Source organism: Paraburkholderia silvatlantica (assembly GCF_003096715.1).
Classification (GTDB): domain Bacteria; phylum Pseudomonadota; class Gammaproteobacteria; order Burkholderiales; family Burkholderiaceae; genus Paraburkholderia; species Paraburkholderia silvatlantica.
In genome coordinates, this window is record NZ_QEOL01000011.1 from 176,658 (window position 1) to 193,831 (window position 17,174).

Annotated in this window: 15 protein-coding genes and 1 pseudogene; 8 read left to right on the plus strand and 8 right to left on the minus strand. The window is 66.1% G+C overall.

The genetic code is table 11. The features are described 5' to 3' along the window. Positions 1-42: 42 nt before the first annotated feature. On the minus strand, positions 43-1,386 hold the full coding sequence (locus C7411_RS16800; protein ID WP_110385368.1) for a C4-dicarboxylate transporter DctA: 1,344 nt from the start codon (positions 1,384-1,386) through the stop codon (positions 43-45). A gap of 354 nt (positions 1,387-1,740) precedes the next feature. On the opposite strand from C7411_RS16800, the gene C7411_RS16805 reads away from it, so the two are divergent. Beyond that, positions 1,741-2,466 carry a FadR/GntR family transcriptional regulator gene (locus C7411_RS16805; protein WP_110385369.1) on the plus strand — a complete coding sequence of 242 codons (726 nt, stop codon included), beginning with the start codon at positions 1,741-1,743 and terminating at the stop codon, positions 2,464-2,466. Between the two features lie 53 nt (positions 2,467-2,519). Here C7411_RS16805 and gap read toward each other — a convergent pair whose 3' ends face one another. Together gap and tkt are read right to left on the minus strand one after the other, a co-directional pair. Further along, positions 2,520-3,530, minus strand: a complete 1,011-nt coding sequence (gap, locus tag C7411_RS16810; RefSeq protein ID WP_110385370.1) for a type I glyceraldehyde-3-phosphate dehydrogenase — start codon at positions 3,528-3,530, stop codon at positions 2,520-2,522. Between the two features lie 137 nt (positions 3,531-3,667). Next, entirely contained in the window at positions 3,668-5,710 is a 2,043-nt protein-coding gene (tkt, locus tag C7411_RS16815; RefSeq protein WP_110385371.1) for a transketolase, read from the minus strand. Positions 5,711-6,078: 368 nt separating this feature from the next. On the opposite strand from tkt, the gene speE reads away from it, so the two are divergent. The 3 genes from speE to C7411_RS16830 all read left to right on the plus strand — a co-directional run bounded on the left by speE (position 6,079) and on the right by C7411_RS16830 (position 8,233). Next, a complete protein-coding gene (gene speE / locus C7411_RS16820) occupies positions 6,079-6,942 on the plus strand; it encodes a polyamine aminopropyltransferase (protein WP_110385372.1) in 864 nt (287 codons plus the stop codon). 105 nt (positions 6,943-7,047) lie between these two features. Further along, positions 7,048-7,461 (plus strand): VOC family protein, encoded by a 414-nt coding sequence (locus C7411_RS16825; protein WP_110385373.1) that lies wholly within the window; start codon positions 7,048-7,050, stop codon positions 7,459-7,461. Positions 7,462-7,480: 19 nt separating this feature from the next. Further along, the gene (locus C7411_RS16830; protein ID WP_110385374.1) at positions 7,481-8,233 is read left to right on the plus strand and encodes a 16S rRNA (uracil(1498)-N(3))-methyltransferase; all 753 of its coding nucleotides are present in this window, start codon (positions 7,481-7,483) and stop codon (positions 8,231-8,233) included. 86 nt (positions 8,234-8,319) lie between these two features. Here C7411_RS16830 and C7411_RS16835 read toward each other — a convergent pair whose 3' ends face one another. The 3 genes and pseudogenes from C7411_RS16835 to C7411_RS16845 all read right to left on the minus strand — a co-directional run bounded on the left by C7411_RS16835 (position 8,320) and on the right by C7411_RS16845 (position 11,885). After that, on the minus strand, positions 8,320-8,877 hold the full coding sequence (locus C7411_RS16835) for a barstar family protein (protein WP_110385375.1): 558 nt from the start codon (positions 8,875-8,877) through the stop codon (positions 8,320-8,322). Between the two features lie 7 nt (positions 8,878-8,884). Continuing rightward, a pseudogene (locus C7411_RS16840) lies at positions 8,885-9,154 on the minus strand (ribonuclease); the annotation flags it as partial. A 436-nt stretch (positions 9,155-9,590) separates the two neighbouring features. Next, positions 9,591-11,885, minus strand: coding sequence for an NADP-dependent malic enzyme (locus C7411_RS16845; protein WP_110385377.1), 2,295 nt, complete (start codon positions 11,883-11,885; stop codon positions 9,591-9,593). A 187-nt stretch (positions 11,886-12,072) separates the two neighbouring features. Here C7411_RS16845 and thiL point away from each other — a divergent pair, with 187 nt between their 5' ends. The 4 genes from thiL to C7411_RS16865 are packed head-to-tail and all read left to right on the plus strand — an operon-like array spanning position 12,073 to position 14,794. Next, entirely contained in the window at positions 12,073-13,062 is a 990-nt protein-coding gene (thiL, locus tag C7411_RS16850; protein ID WP_110385378.1) for a thiamine-phosphate kinase, read from the plus strand. Next, positions 13,052-13,636 (plus strand): phosphatidylglycerophosphatase A family protein, encoded by a 585-nt coding sequence (locus tag C7411_RS16855; RefSeq protein WP_243413187.1) that lies wholly within the window; start codon positions 13,052-13,054, stop codon positions 13,634-13,636. The genes thiL and C7411_RS16855 overlap by 11 nt, the downstream gene beginning before the upstream one ends. Before the next feature lie 53 nt (positions 13,637-13,689). After that, positions 13,690-14,190, plus strand: a complete 501-nt coding sequence (locus C7411_RS16860; RefSeq protein ID WP_110385379.1) for a CinA family protein — start codon at positions 13,690-13,692, stop codon at positions 14,188-14,190. 55 nt (positions 14,191-14,245) lie between these two features. Next, positions 14,246-14,794, plus strand: coding sequence for a cupin domain-containing protein (locus C7411_RS16865; RefSeq protein WP_110385380.1), 549 nt, complete (start codon positions 14,246-14,248; stop codon positions 14,792-14,794). Between the two features lie 64 nt (positions 14,795-14,858). Here the strand turns inward: C7411_RS16865 and pyrF are convergent, their stop codons facing one another. Further along, entirely contained in the window at positions 14,859-15,674 is an 816-nt protein-coding gene (pyrF, locus tag C7411_RS16870; protein WP_110385381.1) for an orotidine-5'-phosphate decarboxylase, read from the minus strand. Positions 15,675-15,849: 175 nt separating this feature from the next. Then, positions 15,850-17,040 carry an aldose 1-epimerase gene (locus C7411_RS16875; protein ID WP_110385382.1) on the minus strand — a complete coding sequence of 397 codons (1,191 nt, stop codon included), beginning with the start codon at positions 17,038-17,040 and terminating at the stop codon, positions 15,850-15,852. Positions 17,041-17,174 lie beyond the last annotated feature (134 nt).

Sequence of the window (17,174 nt, forward strand, 5' to 3'; positions counted from 1 at the left end):
CAGTGGATCGAAACAAAGCGGTGCGGTACGCACCGCGTGGGCTCAGGCATGCGCGTGCTTGCCGCCGAGCGCGCTGTCTTCGCCATGCGCGGTGTGGGCATCGCTGTCGCCTGCCGGCACGTAGAGAAAACCTTCGTCGAGGTTCAGCACGCGCCTCGCGCGCACCTTGTCGATGTCGTGCTCCCACACCGCGACCACCACCGTCGCGACGCAGTTGCCGATCAGGTTGGTGAGCGCGCGGGCGATGCCGACGAACCAGTCCACCGGCAGGATCAGCACGAGGCCGAGCACCGGAATCGCGGGAATGGCGGAAAGCGTGGCGGCGAGAATCACGATCGCCGAGCCGGGAATGCCGTGCGCGCCCTTCGAGGTGATGAGCGACACCAGCACGATCACGATGAGGTCGTGCATCGACAGCGGCGTGTTGGTCGCCTGCGCGATGAAGATCACGGCGAGCGTGAGGTAGATCGAAAAGCCATCGAGATTGAACGAGTAACCCGTCGGGATCACGAGGCCCACCGTGGAATCCTTCACGCCCATCCATTCGAGCTTGCGCATGACCTGCGGCAGCACGGCGTCGGACGAGGCGGTGCCGAGCACGATCGAGAGTTCTTCGCGCAGGTAGCGGATCAGCTTGAACACGTTGAAGCCCGCCAGCCGCATGACGATGCCGAGCACGACCGCGACGAACACGATGCAGCTGGCGTAGAACACGATCACGAGCAGCCCGAGCTGCTTCAGCGATGCCACGCCGTACGTACCGGTCGTGAACGCGATCGCGCCAAGCACGCCGAGCGGCGCGAGCTTGATGATGAAACCCATCACCCGGAAGAACACCTGCGCGAGTTCGTCGATCAGGCTGTTCACGCGCTGCGCCTTCGGGCCGAGCAGCGAGAGCGCGCTGCCGAACAGCACCGAGAACACGAGGATCTGCAGGATGTCGCCCTTCGCGAAGGCGTCGAAGGCGGTGTCGGGAATGATCTTCAGCAGGAAGCCCGCGGTGTCCTTCAGGCTCCTGGCGTGCTCGGTGTAGGTCGCAAGCGACGCGGCGTCGAGCGAACGCAGATCCACGTTCATGCCGGCACCCGGACGCGTGACATATGCGAGCACGGCGCCGATCACGAGCGCGACGGTCGTCATCGCCTCGAAGTACACGACCGACTTCAGGCCGACGCGGCCCACCTTCTTCAGGTCGCCCGCGTGCGCCATGCCGCTCACGACCACGCAGAACACAATGGGCCCGATCACCATCTTGATGAGCTTGAGAAAGCCGTCGCCGAGCGGGCGCAGCGACTGGGCGAAATGGGGGAATACCGCGCCTGCCACGATGCCCAGTACGAGGGCGATCACCACGCGGCCAAACAGCGAATTGAAGAACTTCGTCACGACCTTCTCCTATGTCGATGGGACTTGGCGACCTAGCTGTCGGCCAGGGTTAGCGCTTTAGCGGTTACTCTGACCCCATGCAAAGCTCCCATCCCATGCAAAGCCTGCGAGGGGGAGCAAGCAACTGTTCTGACTGGTCTGACCAGAGCTGTTATGGCGGATAGTAGGAAGCCGATATACCGGCGTCAAGCCTGGGAAGCGCGGTGTTTACCCTTGTGCGGTCTGACCAGTTTGCGGGCCAGAGCGCCACGCCTTGTCCCGCGGCACGTGGGCATTGACGCAATGCGCCATGCGGGTGCGCCGAGGGGGACTACAATACCGGTCAGACCACGCGAAAGCTGCCTGCGCCATCCGATGAAGAACGTCCCGCACACCGTCACCGACGCCGCCGTCGCCACGATCCGCGAACGGATCGAGGGCGGCCTGTATCCGGTCGGCAGCCTGCTGCCCGCGCAGCGCCAGCTTTCCGGGGAACTGGCGATCAGCCGCGCGTCGCTGCGCGAAGCGCTCTCGACGCTCGAGGCGCTCGGCATGCTGTCGATCCGCGCCGGCAAAGGTGTGTACGTGACGAGCGCGCAGGCCACGAATGCTCACCCATGGCGTTTCGCCGATCAGTCGTCGCTGCCCGACACCTACCAGATGCGCTACGCGCTCGAAGGCTTCGCCGCGCGCATGGCGGCGCTCGCCGTCTCCGACGCCGACGTCGCGTGGCTCGAAGCGAACACCGAGGCGCTGCACGGCGCCCTCGCCTGCGACGAACTCGACGAAGCCGCGCAGCTCGACTTCGAATTCCACATGCGGATCGTGAATCTCGCCGGCAATGCGGCGATCGAATCGATCCTGCGCAGCAGCGCCGACATCATGAAAGAAAGCCAGCGCATGCCGTTCTACCGGCGCGAGCGCGTGCTCTCCACGCATCGCGAGCACGGCCTGATCGTGGTGGCGCTGAAGGCGCGCGATCCGGTGGCGGCCGGCGAGGCGATCGAGGCGCACATCGCCAACGCGGCACAGCGCGCGGGCGTGTACTTCCCCACTCCGCCCGCGTTCGCCGCCGCGTCCCAAAGCGCCATCGAAAAATAAGGACGAAAAAAAACCGCTCCGGGGAGCGGTTTTTCATGCGGCGCAGAGCGTGCTTACTTCGCGTTCGCGAACGCCACCGCCGTGTCCAGCATGCGGTTCGAGAAGCCCCACTCGTTGTCGTACCAGCTCGACACCTTCACGAGACGGCCCGAGACCTTCGTGAGCGTGGCGTCGAACGTCGACGATGCCGGGTTGTGGTTGAAGTCGATCGACACCAGCGGTGCGGCGTTGTAGCCCAGGATGCCCTTGAGCGCGCCTTCCGACGCTTCCTTCATGATGGCGTTGACTTCTTCGACCGTCGTGTCGCGTTTGGCGATGAACGACAGGTCGACGATCGACACGTTGATGGTCGGCACGCGAATCGCGTAGCCGTCCAGCTTGCCGTTCAGTTCCGGCAGCACGAGGCCGACAGCCGAAGCCGCGCCCGTCTTCGTCGGGATCTGGCTGTGCGTGGCCGAGCGCGCGCGGCGCAGGTCTTCGTGGTACACGTCGGTCAGAACCTGGTCGTTCGTGTACGCGTGGATCGTCGTCATCAGGCCGGTTTCGAGGCCGATCTTGTCGTTCAGCGGCTTGACGAGCGGTGCCAGGCAGTTGGTCGTGCACGATGCGTTCGAGATGACCGTGTGTTCGGCCTTCAGCACGTTGTGGTTCACGCCGTAGACGACGGTCGCGTCGACGTCCTTACCGCCCGGCGCCGAGATGATGACCTTCTTCGCGCCACCCTTGATGTGCGCGCTTGCCTTTTCCTTGGTCGTGAAGAAGCCCGTGCACTCCATCACGACGTCGACGCCCAGTTCGCCCCACGGCAGCTCGGCCGGGTTGCGGTTGGCCAGCACGCGGATCTTGTCGCCGTTCACGACGAGGTAATCGCCGTCGACCGTCACTTCACCGGGGAACTTGCCGTGTGCCGTGTCATATTGCGTCAGATGCGCGTTGGTCTTCGCGTCACCCAGGTCGTTGATCGCAACGATCTGGATGTCGTGCTTCTTGCCGTTCTCGTAGAACGCGCGAAGCGTGTTACGGCCGATGCGGCCGTAGCCATTGATAGCGACGCGAATGGTCATGGTTTATCTCCTGAGGGCTGAAAAATTCTGAAACCAGTGCTGTGCTGGCGCCGACGCCAGGCTGGGGCGGCCCGGCGGGGCGCGTAAGGCAGCGGGCCCACCGGATCTTGCCGATCAGGCGGGCCCGTTACGCATGCCTAGTTGTCGAGCGCGGCCTTGGCCGTCGCGACGACATGATCGACCGTGAAGCCGAAGTGCTTGAACAGCACGCCAGCCGGAGCCGATTCGCCGAACGTGTCGATGCCGACCACGCCGCCTTCGAGGCCCACGTACTTGCGCCAGAAGTCGGTCACGCCGGCTTCGATCGCGACGCGGCGCACGCCCTTGGGCAACACGCGCTCGCGGTATTCGGCGTCCTGCTTGTCGAACACGTTGGTCGACGGCATGGACACCACGCGGGCGCCGATGCCTTCGCGCTGCAGCGCTTCGACGGCCTTCATCGCCAGTTCGACTTCAGAGCCTGTGGCGATCAGGATGATCTTGCGGCTCGGGATATCGTCGTTCCAGTCCTTGAGCACGTAGCCGCCCTTGGCGATGTTCGCGATCTGGGCATCGGTGCGCTCGTTGAACTGCAGGTTCTGACGGCTGAAGATCAGCGACGACGGGCCGTGGTGCGCGATCGATTCGGTCCAGGCCACCGCGGTTTCCACGGTGTCGGCCGGACGCCAGAGGGTCATGTTCGGGATCAGGCGCAGGCTCGCGACCTGTTCGATCGACTGGTGCGTCGGGCCGTCTTCACCCAGGCCGATCGAGTCGTGCGTGAACACGAAGATCGACGGGCACTTCATCAGCGCGGCCACGCGCAGCGCGTTGCGGCTGTAGTCCGAGAACGTGAGGAACGTGCCGCCGAACGCCTTGTAGCCGCCGTGCAGGTTGAGGCCGTTGAGCGCCGCGCTCATGCCGAACTCGCGCACGCCGTAGTTGATGTGGTTGCCCCACTGGATGCCGGTCTCGCCGGCCTTGGCGGCGCGCACGGGCTTCGAAGCCTTCCAGTTGGTGAGGTTCGAGCCGGTCAGGTCGGCCGAGCCGCCCAGCAGTTCGGGCAGTGCCGCGGCAAGGCCTTCGATGGCCTGCTGCGAAGCCTTGCGCGTTGCAACGGTTTCCTTGCGCGAATCGGCACCGGCGACGATCGCGGCGGCCTTCTGCGCCCAGTCGGCGGGCAGCTTGTGGGCCATGCGGCGCTCGAACTCGGCGGCTTCGGCCGGGTACTTCGACTTGTACGCGGCGAACTGCTCGTTCCATGCGGCTTCGAACTTCGCACCAGCGTCCTTCGCGTCCCAGTCTGCATAGACTTCCTGCGGCAGCGTGAACGGCTCCCACTTCCAGCCCGCGGCTTCGCGCCACTTGGCGATTTCTTCTGCGCCGAGCGCCGCGCCGTGCACGTCGTGGCCGCCTTGCTTGGTGGGCGCGCCCTTGCCGATGATGGTCTTGCAGCAGATCAGCGTGGGCTTGTCCGAAGCCTTGGCCTTCTGGATGGCCGCGTCGACCGCGTCCACGTCATGGCCGTCCACGTGCGGGATCACGTTCCAGCCGTAGGCTTCGAAGCGCTCCGGCGTGTTGTCGTGGAACCAGTTGACCACGTCGCCGTCGATCGAGATGCCGTTGTCGTCGTACAGCGCGATCAGCTTGTTCAGCTTGAGCGTGCCGGCGAGCGAGCAGGCTTCGTGCGAGATGCCTTCCATCAGGCAGCCGTCGCCGAGGAACACGTACGTGTGGTGATCGACGATCTTCGCGTCGGCCTTGTTGAACTCCGCGGCGAGCAGCGCTTCGGCCAGCGCCATGCCGACCGCGTTCGCCAGACCCTGGCCAAGCGGGCCCGTGGTCGTCTCGACACCCGGCGTGATGCCGAATTCGGGGTGACCCGGCGTCTTCGAGTGCAGCTGACGGAAGTTCTTCAGTTCCGCCATCGGCAGGTCGTAGCCCGTCAGGTGCAGCAGCGAGTACAGCAGCATCGAGCCGTGGCCGTTCGACAGCACGAAGCGGTCGCGGTCGCTCCAGAGCGGGTTCGTCGGGTTATGGCGCAGATGGCGCGACCACAGCGCAACGGCGATCTCGGCCATGCCCATGGGCATGCCGGGGTGACCGGAGTTCGCTTGCTGAACGGCGTCCATGGACAGCGCACGAATGGCGTTGGCCATCAACTGGGTGGTAGCGGGGGAGGCGGAGGACGAGGTCGTCATGTCGAGTCCGGAAGTGTGCAAAAAGCGGCGTGGGCGGCGCAGGTCGCGAACAGCGCAAACGGCGGGCGCACACAGCAGCGCGGGGGTCCGGAAGCTCGGCAAATCGCCCGCTCGGGCGCACATGCGGCGCCAGGAGACGCGAAACGGCCGGAGCAAACGGAGAGGGCTGCAAAGCGAAATATTCTAGCAGATCGTGGGGACAATCCCTGGCCGGAAGGCGCGGGGAATGTGCTGTGCGCGCCTTTGTCTCCTCGCCGTCTTCTGTCGCGGCCGGGTACGCATCACGCCTCCTATAATGTCGCTGTTGGCCCCAATTTTCTGCGCGATTTTCGCGCGCTCCGGCACACCAGCAGCGCATCCCGACCTCCGTGACCGACGCCCTCCTCTTCCATCCTGCGCCAGATGCGCTCTACGGCTTCCCAGGCGCGCGCCGCCTCGCCGCCGCCGATACGCCGTGGCAGCGCATCGAGGTCTGGGACACGCCGCAACTCGGCTGTCTCTTCACGCTGGACGGCCGCCCGATGACGTCCGCCGGCGACGAGTTCATCTATCACGAATGCATGACGCACCCGGCCGCGCTCACGCATCCCGCGCCGCGCGCGGCGCTCGTGCTGGGCGGCGGCGACGGCGGCGCGGCGCGCCAGCTGTTGCGCCACCCTGAAATCGAGCGCATCGTCGTGGCCGAACTGGACCCCGACGTGGTGCGCCTGACGGGCGACTATTTGCCCGAGGTGCGCGGCGACGCCTTCGAGGATCCGCGCGTGGCACTCGTGATCGGCGACGCGGCTGCGTTTGTCGCCTCCGCGCAGGAACGCTTCGACCTCGTCGTATTCGATCTGACCCCGCCGGATTCGCCGGCTGCCGGGCTCTACACACCGGCGTTCTATGCCGCGCTCAAGCGCGCGATGAGCGCCGATGCACTCGTCTCGCTCCATCTGGGCTCGCCGTTCCATCATGCGCAGCGTGCGGGCGCGCTGCTCGGCGGACTGCGCGAGGCCTTCGCCGTCGTGCGGCCGCTTGCCGCCTACGTGCCACTCTACGGCTCGCTCTGGCTCATGGCGATCGCAAGCGACGCGCTCGATCCAGCAGGCGTCGACGAGACCACGTTGCAGGCGCGCGCAGCCGGGCGGCAGCTCGAGGGCTTGCGCTATTACGACCCGCGACTGCACGCGGCTCTCTTGAAAGGTTCATGGACAGCCCGCGATAAACTAGGCGAATTGCTGCAACGCTAGTGGTCCTGCCCGTGGAGAATGGCGGGTCCCAGGCGCTTTTGTCATGTGCGCCCTGGCCGGGAGCGACACAGCGCTTCATCCGAACCGCGAATCTGGAGAGACTCGATGACCGCACCCCGTCCTGCCGGCGTGCCGTGGCTGACCCCGTATCTGACGGTGCGCGACGCGCGCGCGTCGATGGACTTCTATCGGGCAGCGCTCGGTTTTGCGGTACGCGACAGCGTGGAGGACGACGGCGCGATCATGCACGTGGAAATGACGTACCACGATCAGCTGATCGTGATGTTCGCGCCGGAGGGCGCATTTGGTTCGACGGCGCGCACGCCCAAGAGCGCGCAGGCCATCGCGCCGCAATCGTTTTATCTGTATGTCGACGATGTCGACGCGGTTTATGCGCGGGCGCTCGAAGCCGGCGCGAAATCGCTGAGCGAGCCACAGGACCAGTTCTGGGGGGACCGTTTCGCGCAGGTCGAAGACCTCGACGGCTACCGCTGGGCGCTGGCTCGGCACTTGTCCTGATTCAATGAGAAATAGTTCTATGCCCCGCTTTTTCGTCGGCAGCGCCCTGCAATCCGACGAGGTTGTCACCCTTCCCGACGAAGTCACGCGCCATGTCCAGGTGCTGCGCCTGCAGCCCGGCGACACCATCGTGCTATTCGACGGGCGTGGCGGCGAGTACAGCGCCGAGATTCTCGGCATGGAGCGCCGCGACACGCAGGTACGCATCGGCCCTCACCGCGACTTCGAAGCCGAGCCGCCTTACCGTGTCACCCTCGCCCAGGGCATCGCCAGCAACGACAAGATGGACTGGCTGATCGAAAAGGCCGTCGAACTGGGAGCGACGAACTTCGTGCCGCTCACCGCGTCGCGCAGCGTCGTACGGCTTTCGGGCGAGCGCGCCGAGCGCCGCCTCGCGCACTGGCAGCGGATCGTGCAGGCTTCGTGCGAACAATGCGGGCGCAACCGCCTGCCCGATGTCGCGCCCGCGCGCGACATCGCCGCATGGCTCGACTGCCTGCCCAGGCGCCCCGGCGAGGGCGAACTCGAGGGCGAACTGCGCCTGCTGCTCTCGCCGCGCGCCAACGTCGCGTTCTCGACCTTGCCGGCCGAACCGCCTGCGGGCGAAGTGACGGTGCTGATTGGGCCTGAGGGCGGCCTCTCGTCCCAGGAAGAGGAGGCGGCGCTCGATCACGGCTTCATCGCCGTGGGGCTCGGGCCGCGCGTGCTGCGCACCGAAACGGCGGGTATCGCCGTGCTCGCGGCGCTCGCCGCGCGCTGGGGTGGCTGGTAAGCGCTGCGGGTAAAAATGACAAAGCCCGCCTGCCGGCGGGCTTGCGCTTTTTTGTCGCATGCACGCGACGGAACGTTAGCCGAAGGTCAGGCGAACGAATAAAAAACGCGGAACGGCACCTTGCGCTCGGCCCAGTATTCCGAAGCCTCGCGAAATACGTCGAGCAATGTCTCCCGCCCGTCCTTGTCGAACTTCTGGGCAATCGGCAGCCCTTCCAGCACGATCACGAAACCCGGCTGCTCGCCAGCCTTCTGCACCAGATCGGTCAGGCAGTCGTACAAGCCATCGTAGTTCTTGCCGAAATGCTTCGGAAACAGAAACGACGTGGCAATGGTCTCGAGCACTTCCTGTTTGGTTTGCGCATTCGCGCAGAACGCATAGAGGAAATGCTGCTGCAGCCGCTGGGCTTCGTCCGCGAGATCCTGAATGCGAAATGCCCGGATCGACTGGACAATATTCGGCTGCACGGTCGAAAACAGGCTCATTGCCCCCTCGTTCGATGAAAGCCCCGCCTCATCCTGGCGCGCCTCGCTGTCGTGCTTCAACTGCATGACGCGCTGGAACAGGTTGCCCTCCCCGGACGCGAACAGATCGCTCGCGACCCGGGGGTCGTGCGCGTAAACGTTATCGCTCATGCCGCTCATCCCGGTGTCAATCAATAATTCGCCTGAAACTGGCGTAGTGGTCGTCGGAGTAGTAACAGTTGTCGGTCCGCCTGCGTGGGCCGCCGCACACGATGCGCCTGGCACCGCGGTTGTGCGCGCCGGGCGTCGGGACCGTGTACTCGTGATAGTAGCCCCGCCGGTGCGGCGGCAATATCCGCTCAAAATTCCCGAATACGACGCCGTCCTTCTCGTAAGGGAACGGGCCGCCCGCTGCAATCAGGCTCAACGTGCCGACCGCCTCACGCGGAAGTTCGTTGACCGAAATGCTGCCGGGCGGATTACCCGCCTCTTCCGGCTGACTCGTGCGCGCCTGAGCGCCAACTGCCGCGAGCGCGGCAGTTGCGACCAGCGCCACCGCCGCGGCGCGCCGCAAGCTAGACAAACTGCCGCCGAAACAATGAGTTAGACGAGGCGCCATCCCCTGGTTCCCGCTTCCCTGGTTACGTGTTCGACGACCATGAAAGGTGTAAGGGTATCGCTAATGATGCCTGGAAGCAACGTTAGTCAGGCGAGGAGGACCACGGCTTGACCCCGCGCAAGGGCCAGACTGGTAAATTTTACAAGCTTGTTTTGCGCGATCTTGCCCGATATCGAGCCGGGTCTCGCACTCAAAAAAATCGGCGCGCTCGCAGGAGCGCGCCGATTATCAGGACCGCGGTTGCCGGCGTCGCCGGCGACCTGCGCGACAGCGCTTAACGTGCCGCGTTCACGTCCGCGACGAGCAGCGCCGTCATGTTGACGATGCGACGCACCGTGGCAGAAGCCGTCAGCACGTGCACCGGCTTGGCCGCGCCCAGCAGGATCGGCCCGATGGCGATATTGTTGCCAGCCGCCGTCTTGAGCAGGTTGTAGGAGATGTTCGCCGCGTCGATATTCGGCATGACGAGCAGATTCGCTTCGCCTTCGAGCGTCGACTCGGGCAGGATCTCCTTGCGCAGGTTCGCGTCGATCGCCACGTCGCCGTGCATTTCGCCGTCCACCTGCAGGTCCGGCGCGCGTTCCTGGAGGATCTCGAGCAGGTCGCGCATCTTCTGGGCGCTCGGCGCGTTGCTCGAACCGAAGTTCGAGTGCGAACACAGCGCGATCTTCGGCTCGATGCCGAAGCGGCGTACTTCCTCGGCCGCCATGATGGTGATTTCCGCGAGCTGCTCAGGCGTCGGGTCGACGTTGACGTGCGTGTCGACGATGAAAATCTGCCGGTTCGGCAGCACGAGTGCGTTCATCGCCGCGTAGACGTTGCAGCCCGCCTTCTTGCCGATCACCTGATCGATGAAGTGCAGGTGGCGGTGCGTCGTGCTGACCGTGCCGCAGATCATGCCGTCGGCTTCGCCCTTTTCCACGAGCATCGAGCCGATCAGCGTGGTGCGGCGGCGCATTTCGAGTTTCGCCATTTGCTGCGTGATGCCCTTGCGCGCCATGAGCTTCGCATAGGTCTGCCAGAACTCGCGGTAGCGCTCGTCGTGGTCGGTGTTCACGACCGTGTAGTCCTGGCCGGCGTGCAGGCGCAGGCCGTAGCGCGCGATGCGCTGCTCGATCACCGAAGGGCGGCCGATCAGGATGGGCCTGGCGAGCTTTTCGTCGACCACGATCTGCACCGCGCGCAGGATGCGCTCCTCTTCGCCCTCGGCGTACACGATGCGCTTCTTCTCCGGCTCCACGGCGCGCGCGAGCTGGAAGATCGGCTTCATGGTCGTGCCGCTGTGGTAGACGAACTGCTGGAGGTGCTGCTCGTAGGCGTCCATGTCCTCGATCGGACGCGTCGCGACGCCCGAGTCCATTGCCGCCCTGGCCACGGCCGGCGCGATCTTGACGATCAGGCGCGGGTCGAAGGGCTTCGGAATCAGGTACTCGGGCCCGAACTGCAGGTCCTGGATGCCGTAGGCCGTGGCCACGACATCGCTTTGCTCCTGGCGCGCCAGTTCCGCAATCGCGTTCACCGCGGCGATTTCCATTTCGCGCGTGATGGTGGTCGCGCCCGCGTCGAGCGCGCCGCGGAAGATGAACGGGAAGCACAGGACGTTGTTCACCTGGTTCGGGTAGTCCGTGCGGCCCGTGGCGAGCACGGCGTCCGGACGCACTTCGAGCGCGAGCTCCGGCAGGATTTCCGGCGTCGGGTTGGCGAGCGCGAGGATGAGCGGCTTGGCCGCCATCTGCCTGACCATGTCCTGCTTGAGCACGCCGCCGGCCGAAAGGCCGAGAAAAATATCGGCGCCTTCGATCACCTCGGCGAGCGTGCGCGCGTTGGTTTCCCGCGCGAAACGCTCCTTGTCCGGGTCCATCAGCTCGGTGCGGCCCTTGTAGACCACGCCCGCCAGGTCGGTGACGACGATGTTTTCGAGCGGCAGGCCGAGGTCGACGAGCAGGTCCAGACACGCCAGCGCGGCCGCGCCCGCGCCCGAGGCGACGAGCTTCACGTCCTTGATGTCCTTGCCCACGACCTTCAGGCCGTTCGTGAAGGCCGCCGCCACCACGATGGCCGTGCCGTGCTGGTCGTCGTGGAAGACCGGAATCTTCATGCGCTTGCGCGCTTCGCGCTCGACGATGAAGCACTCCGGCGCCTTGATGTCTTCGAGGTTGATGCCGCCGAACGTGGGTTCGAGCGCGGCGATCACGTCGACGAGCTTGTGCGGGTCGGTCTCGTTGAGTTCGATGTCGAACACGTCGATGCCCGCGAACTTCTTGAAGAGCACCGCCTTGCCTTCCATCACCGGCTTCGAGGCAAGCGGTCCGATGTTGCCGAGGCCGAGCACGGCCGTGCCGTTCGACACGACGCCCACGAGGTTGCTGCGCGCCGTGAAGCGCGCGGCGTTGAGCGGATTTTCGACAATCGCCTCGCACGCGAACGCGACGCCCGGCGAGTACGCGAGCGAGAGGTCACGCTGATTGATCATCTGCTTGGTCGGCGCGATCGCGATCTTCCCCGGCGTGGGGAACTCGTGATAATCGAGGGCGGCTTCGCGAAGCTTGTTCGTAGCGGGATTCGACATGGGAGGCAGGACGTTAGTGCGGATTAGAATGACAACTCGAATGCTGAGTGGACCGATTGTAGCGCCAATCCCTGACAGCATTCCTTTCAATCCGGGCGCAAGTGGCGCGACCGCGATGAAGGGAAAGCCATGCCAGGGCGCCCTTTGCGGCGACGGCCCATTTCCCGACTGTCATAACCCTTTCGTCATGCTTTCCGAGTTCTCCCTGATCGACCGATATTTTGCGCGGCGTGCGCGCACGAACACGCGGCGCGCCACGCTGGGCATTGGCGACGACTGCGCGCTCATCGCGCCCGCCGCGGGCGAAATGCTGGCCGTCTCGACCGACATGCTGGTGGAAGGCCGCCACTTTTTCCCCGACATCGATCCGCACGCGCTCGGCCACAAGGCGCTCGCCGTGAATCTTTCCGACCTGGCCGCGATGGGTGCGAAGCCGCTCGGCTTCACGCTTGCGTTCGCGCTCCCCAAGGCGGACGAGGACTGGCTAGCCGCGTTCAGCGCGGGCCTCTTCGAGCTGGCAGACCGCTTCGACTGCGAATTGATCGGCGGCGATACCACGGCGGGGCCGCTGAACCTGTGTCTGACGGTGTTCGGCTCGGTGCGTCAGGATGTCGCACTTCGGCGCGACGCCGCCCAGGCGGGCGACGACATCTGGGTCTCCGGCACGCCCGGCGACGCGCGCGCGGGCCTCGGCATGATGCGCGGCGAATGGAAGATAAGCGAGCAGGACGCCGCGCCTTTGCGCCGGGCGCTCGAATACCCTGAACCGCGCGTGGCGCTGGGCCTCGCGCTGCGCGGCGTGGCGCGCGCGGCGCTCGACGTATCGGACGGCCTGGCCGGCGACCTGCGCCACATTCTGGAACGCTCGCGCCTCGCCGCCACGATCGACGTAGACGCCCTGCCGCTCTCGCCTGCGCTTGCGCGCCTGCCGCGCGACGTGCAGCTGCAATGCGCGCTCGCGGGCGGCGACGACTACGAGCTGTGTTTCACGGCGGCGCCGGCGCAGCGCGGCGCGGTCGAGGCGGCGGCGCAACAGGCGGGTGTGCGCGTCACGCGCATCGGTACAATGACTTCCCGCACTTCGCCGCAAGCCGCCCCCGAGATCGCCTGGCGAGACGCTGGCGGCACGCCGCTCAATCTGACGTTGCAAGGTTTCGATCACTTCCATGCAGACTGACCCCACGCCCTCGCCCGCCGGTCAGCCGGCTCCTCCGGCAGGCCCGGCAAGCAACGCCGCCGCATCCGGCACGCTCGGCCGTGCCACTGGAGCGCGCCGCGCCGACGCGCCGTTCATGCTCACCCATCCGTTGCACATCGTTTCGCTCGGCTTCGGCTCGGGGCTCTCGCGCCTCGCGCCCGGCACGGCCGGCACGCTGTTCGCCTGGGCGGCCTTCGAGGTGCTGAACCGCTATCTCACGGTGACCGAGTGGGGACTGCTGATCTTCCTTGGCTTCTTTGCGGGCATCTGGATCACCGGCTTCACCGCGAAGAAACTGGGCACGGAGGATCCCTCGGCCATTGTCTGGGACGAGATCGTGGCGTTCTGGCTCGTGCTGCTCATGATCACGCCCGTCGATTTCGAGGGGCGGCTCTGGGCCTTCGTTGTCTTCCGGTTTTTCGACATGGTGAAGCCGCCGCCCATCCGCTATTTCGACCGGCACTTCAAGGGCGGCCTCGGCATCATGCTCGACGACATCGTCGCCGCATTCTTCACGCTGCTCGTCATCGCGCTCTGGCGCATGTCGGTGTAGCGCCACCATACCGCTACGCCGCCACGCCGCCGCCAACCCAACGGATTGCTGCAATGTCTACCGATTCCGTCGTTCACCAACTCGCCATCCGCGTCGGCAACAAGCTGCGCGACGGGCGGCTCATGCTCGCGACCGCCGAGTCCTGCACGGGCGGCATGGTCGCCACCGCCATCACCGACATTTCCGGCAGCAGCGTCTGGTTCGAACGAGGCTTCGTCACCTACTCGAATCAGGCGAAAACCGAGATGATCGGCGTGCCGCCCGAGCTCATCGAAAAGCACGGCGCGGTGAGCGAGCCGGTCGCGCGCGCGATGGCCGAAGGCGCGCTCAGCAACAGCCGGGCACAAGTTTCGCTCGCCATCACCGGCGTCGCCGGACCGGGCGGCGGCACGCCGGAAAAGCCGGTCGGCATGGTGTCGTTCGGCTGGAGCAACCGGCTGCATACGAGCGTCGAGACGCTGGTCTTCAAGGGCGACCGCGAACAGATCCGCGTGCAGGCCGCCGCGCACGCGTTGCGCGGGCTGCTCGCGTTCATCGACGAACAGGAACGATAAAACCGGCCCGCGCCTCGCTGGCGCGCCGGCCGGCCCCACCCAGGAGGCGCACGCCATGGCAGCCGCGAATACCGCAGTCGAGGAATTGATCCGCCGTTTCGGGCTCGAACCGCACCCCGAAGGTGGCTACTACAGTGAAACCTATCGCGCCGACAAGCTCGTGCGGCGCGACGGCGCAGCCGCCGCAGAGGGTACGCGCGCGGCCTCGACGGCCATCTACTTCCTGCTGGCGGAAGGCGCCTACTCGGCATGGCACCGCATCCGCTCCGACGAGCTCTGGCACTTCTACGCGGGCTCGCCCATCGAGATTCATTCGATCGACGAACGCGGCGTGCTCTCGACGCGCAAGCTGGGCCACGCGCTCGACCATCCGGGCACCGTGTTTCAGGCGGTGGTGCCGGCCGGACACTGGTTCGCGGCGCGCTGCTGCGATCCCTCGACTTATGCGCTCGTCGGCTGCACGGTCGCGCCGGGGTTCGAATTCAGCGAGTTCGAGATCGCCGATGTGAACGCGCTCGCCGAAAAATACCCGCTGCATCGATCGATCATCGAATTGTTCGGCAAACCGGCGTCCGTTGCGGCCGCAGTTGCGAAGAAAGTCTAGGAGCGAGAGCGGCTCAGGGCAGCGGCCATTCAGGAACGTCTACCCGCCATGGCGCAAACCCGGCTCAACGATACGCGTTGATCCGGTCGCGCGTTTCTCTCGCGACCGTTGCAGCCGCCTGTGCGTAATCCTCGCCCTTGCTCGCGTAGAGGATCGCGCGCGACGAGTTGATGAGCATGCCCGTGCCGTCCGCCGTGCGGCCCGCCTTCACGGTTGCCTCGACGTCGCCGCCCTGCGCGCCGATGCCGGGAATCAGCAACGGCATGTCGCCCACGATGCCGCGCACGGTTTCGATTTCCTTCGGGAACGTCGCGCCCACCACGAGGCCGAGTTCGCCGCTTGCGTTCCATTGGTTCGCGGCAAGGTCCGCCACCACCTGGTACAGCGGCTTGCCGCCGGTTTCGAGGAACTGCAGGTCCGAGCCGCCGGGGTTCGATGTACGGCACAGCACGATCACGCCCTTGCCCTTGTGCGCGAGCCACGGCTCGATCGAATCGAAGCCCATATACGGATTGACCGTGACGGCGTCGGCCTTGAAGCGCTCGAAGGCTTCGCGCGCATACTGTTCGGCGGTGCTGCCGATATCGCCGCGCTTGGCGTCGAGGATCACGGGCAGGCCCGGATGCTTCTCGTGGATGTGGGCGATCAGCGCTTCGAGCTGGTCTTCGGCGCGATGCGCCGCGAAGTACGCGATCTGCGGCTTGAACGAGCACGCGTATGCCGCGGTGGCGTCGACGATCTCGCGGCAAAACTCGAAGATCGCGTCGCTGCGGCCGGCCAGCGCAGCGGGAAACTTCGTGGGCTCAGGGTCGAGGCCCACGCACAACAGCGAGCCGGTGCGCTGCCAGGCGGCGCCGAGGGTCTGGATGAAGGAAGTCATGGTCGTTGCTCGCGGCGAGCCAGTAAGGGAAAACGGCGCGTATTTTACCCGCCCCGGAAGATGAGGCCGCGCCGCGGCGCCTGACGCGGCCTGCGCCCGGCGCTCCCGCGAGATGATTGCTCTCAGGCGCTGAGCGCGCGTGGTCGACGCGCGCTACGCCCAGCTCACGACCGCCCTACGTCCGTGCGCGCGCGCCCTTGCCGCCTCTCGCACCCGTGCGGCCGCGCGCGCCGGCGCGGTGCGGGCTGGCTGAGGCGCGCATGTCCATGCGCTCCACGGTGAAGGCAAAGCGCCGCACGAGCCGTTCGCCGTGCGCGAGCACGGTCATGCCGTTCGCATCGCCGCCGCCGTGCAGGTTCACCGCGTTGATCGGATGATCGACGGGTTCGAAGCAGAAGAAGTCTGCGCCGGGAGGCGTGTAGAGCACGTAGTAGTCGGTGTTCGCGCAGATCGAGAGCGAGAGCCTGCGGCGCTCCCACACTACGGCGGCGCGTCCGCTCCAGCCGCTGAACGCATGATTGACGAGTTGCGCAGGCAACGGATAGGCCACGCCGAACTGCCAGGCGGGCGGCGCGGGCACGTGGCGCACCGGCAGCCAGTCCTGGCCCGAGAGCCACAGGCCGCTCGCGGGCGCCGAAAGCTCGGTGTTTGTGTCGCGCGCAAGAAACGGATGAACGCCAAGGCCGAACGGCAGCGCCTCGCGGCCCGTATTCTCCACTTCCAGCGTCATCGCGAGCGTCGCGCCGTCGAGCGCATAGGTGAGCGCCGCACGGTACGAATACGGTTCGCCGTCGCTGCGGTCGAGCACGAGGCGCACGTTCTCGCGATCGGCGCTCTCGATGCTCCACGGCGCAAGCCAGCCGTCGCCGTGGATCGGGAGCGGTTCGCTTGCGCGATTGCGCGGCACTTCGATATCGCGGCCGCCAAAGTGAAAACGCCCTGCGCCGATGCGGTTCGAGTACGGCAGCAGCGGGTAGCACGCGAGTTCGTTCGGATCCATGCGCGCGCTCACGCACTCGCAACGGCGAAACACGGGCTCGAATGCGCCTTCGCTGCGCCAGTCGAAACGCGTGATTCCGCCGCCGAGCTGAGGCGCGACGTCGAGCCGCAAATACGCGTTCGCGAGCGTCACGCACGCCACGTCGCTCGAGCCCGCCGCGCCGATCGCGACGGCCGAGGTGCTCGGCCCCGGCAAAACCGGATGCGTGGCAGCTTCGAGCCGCGCGCGGCGCGCCGCGGCGGCTGGCGACACAACTGGTGAGACGGGCGCAGCGGATGACGCGGAAGGCGGCACGCTTGCAGCGGCGGCGCCTGCGGAAACGGTGGAACGGGTAGGTCGACGCACAGCGGAATTCGCGACGCTCATAAGATGCTCCTCGAGAGGCATGTTTGATTGCCGCCGCAAAAGGCGGCTCACCGGTGGCCTGTCGGCTCCGCGCGTGCACGCGGGGCCTGTGGCCGCTTCTTGTGTTCGCCCTTCTAGTGGTACTGGCAAAGCCA

What these genes read in the sequence shown, in the direction of transcription:
- pyrF (WP_110385381.1), bottom strand. Translation starts at nt 15,674, where the DNA reads ATGACTTCCTTCATCCAGACCCTCGGCGCCGCCTGGCAGCGCACCGGC.
- C7411_RS16825 (WP_110385373.1), top strand. Translation starts at nt 7,048, where the DNA reads ATGACCGCACCCCGTCCTGCCGGCGTGCCGTGGCTGACCCCGTATCTG.
- gap (WP_110385370.1), bottom strand. Translation starts at nt 3,530, where the DNA reads ATGACCATTCGCGTCGCTATCAATGGCTACGGCCGCATCGGCCGTAAC.
- C7411_RS16855 (WP_243413187.1), top strand. Translation starts at nt 13,052, where the DNA reads ATGCAGACTGACCCCACGCCCTCGCCCGCCGGTCAGCCGGCTCCTCCG.
- C7411_RS16875 (WP_110385382.1), bottom strand. Translation starts at nt 17,040, where the DNA reads ATGAGCGTCGCGAATTCCGCTGTGCGTCGACCTACCCGTTCCACCGTT.
- C7411_RS16835 (WP_110385375.1), bottom strand. Translation starts at nt 8,877, where the DNA reads ATGAGCGGCATGAGCGATAACGTTTACGCGCACGACCCCCGGGTCGCG.
- C7411_RS16860 (WP_110385379.1), top strand. Translation starts at nt 13,690, where the DNA reads ATGTCTACCGATTCCGTCGTTCACCAACTCGCCATCCGCGTCGGCAAC.
- C7411_RS16845 (WP_110385377.1), bottom strand. Translation starts at nt 11,885, where the DNA reads ATGTCGAATCCCGCTACGAACAAGCTTCGCGAAGCCGCCCTCGATTAT.
- tkt (WP_110385371.1), bottom strand. Translation starts at nt 5,710, where the DNA reads ATGACGACCTCGTCCTCCGCCTCCCCCGCTACCACCCAGTTGATGGCC.
- C7411_RS16830 (WP_110385374.1), top strand. Translation starts at nt 7,481, where the DNA reads ATGCCCCGCTTTTTCGTCGGCAGCGCCCTGCAATCCGACGAGGTTGTC.
- C7411_RS16865 (WP_110385380.1), top strand. Translation starts at nt 14,246, where the DNA reads ATGGCAGCCGCGAATACCGCAGTCGAGGAATTGATCCGCCGTTTCGGG.
- C7411_RS16805 (WP_110385369.1), top strand. Translation starts at nt 1,741, where the DNA reads ATGAAGAACGTCCCGCACACCGTCACCGACGCCGCCGTCGCCACGATC.
- thiL (WP_110385378.1), top strand. Translation starts at nt 12,073, where the DNA reads ATGCTTTCCGAGTTCTCCCTGATCGACCGATATTTTGCGCGGCGTGCG.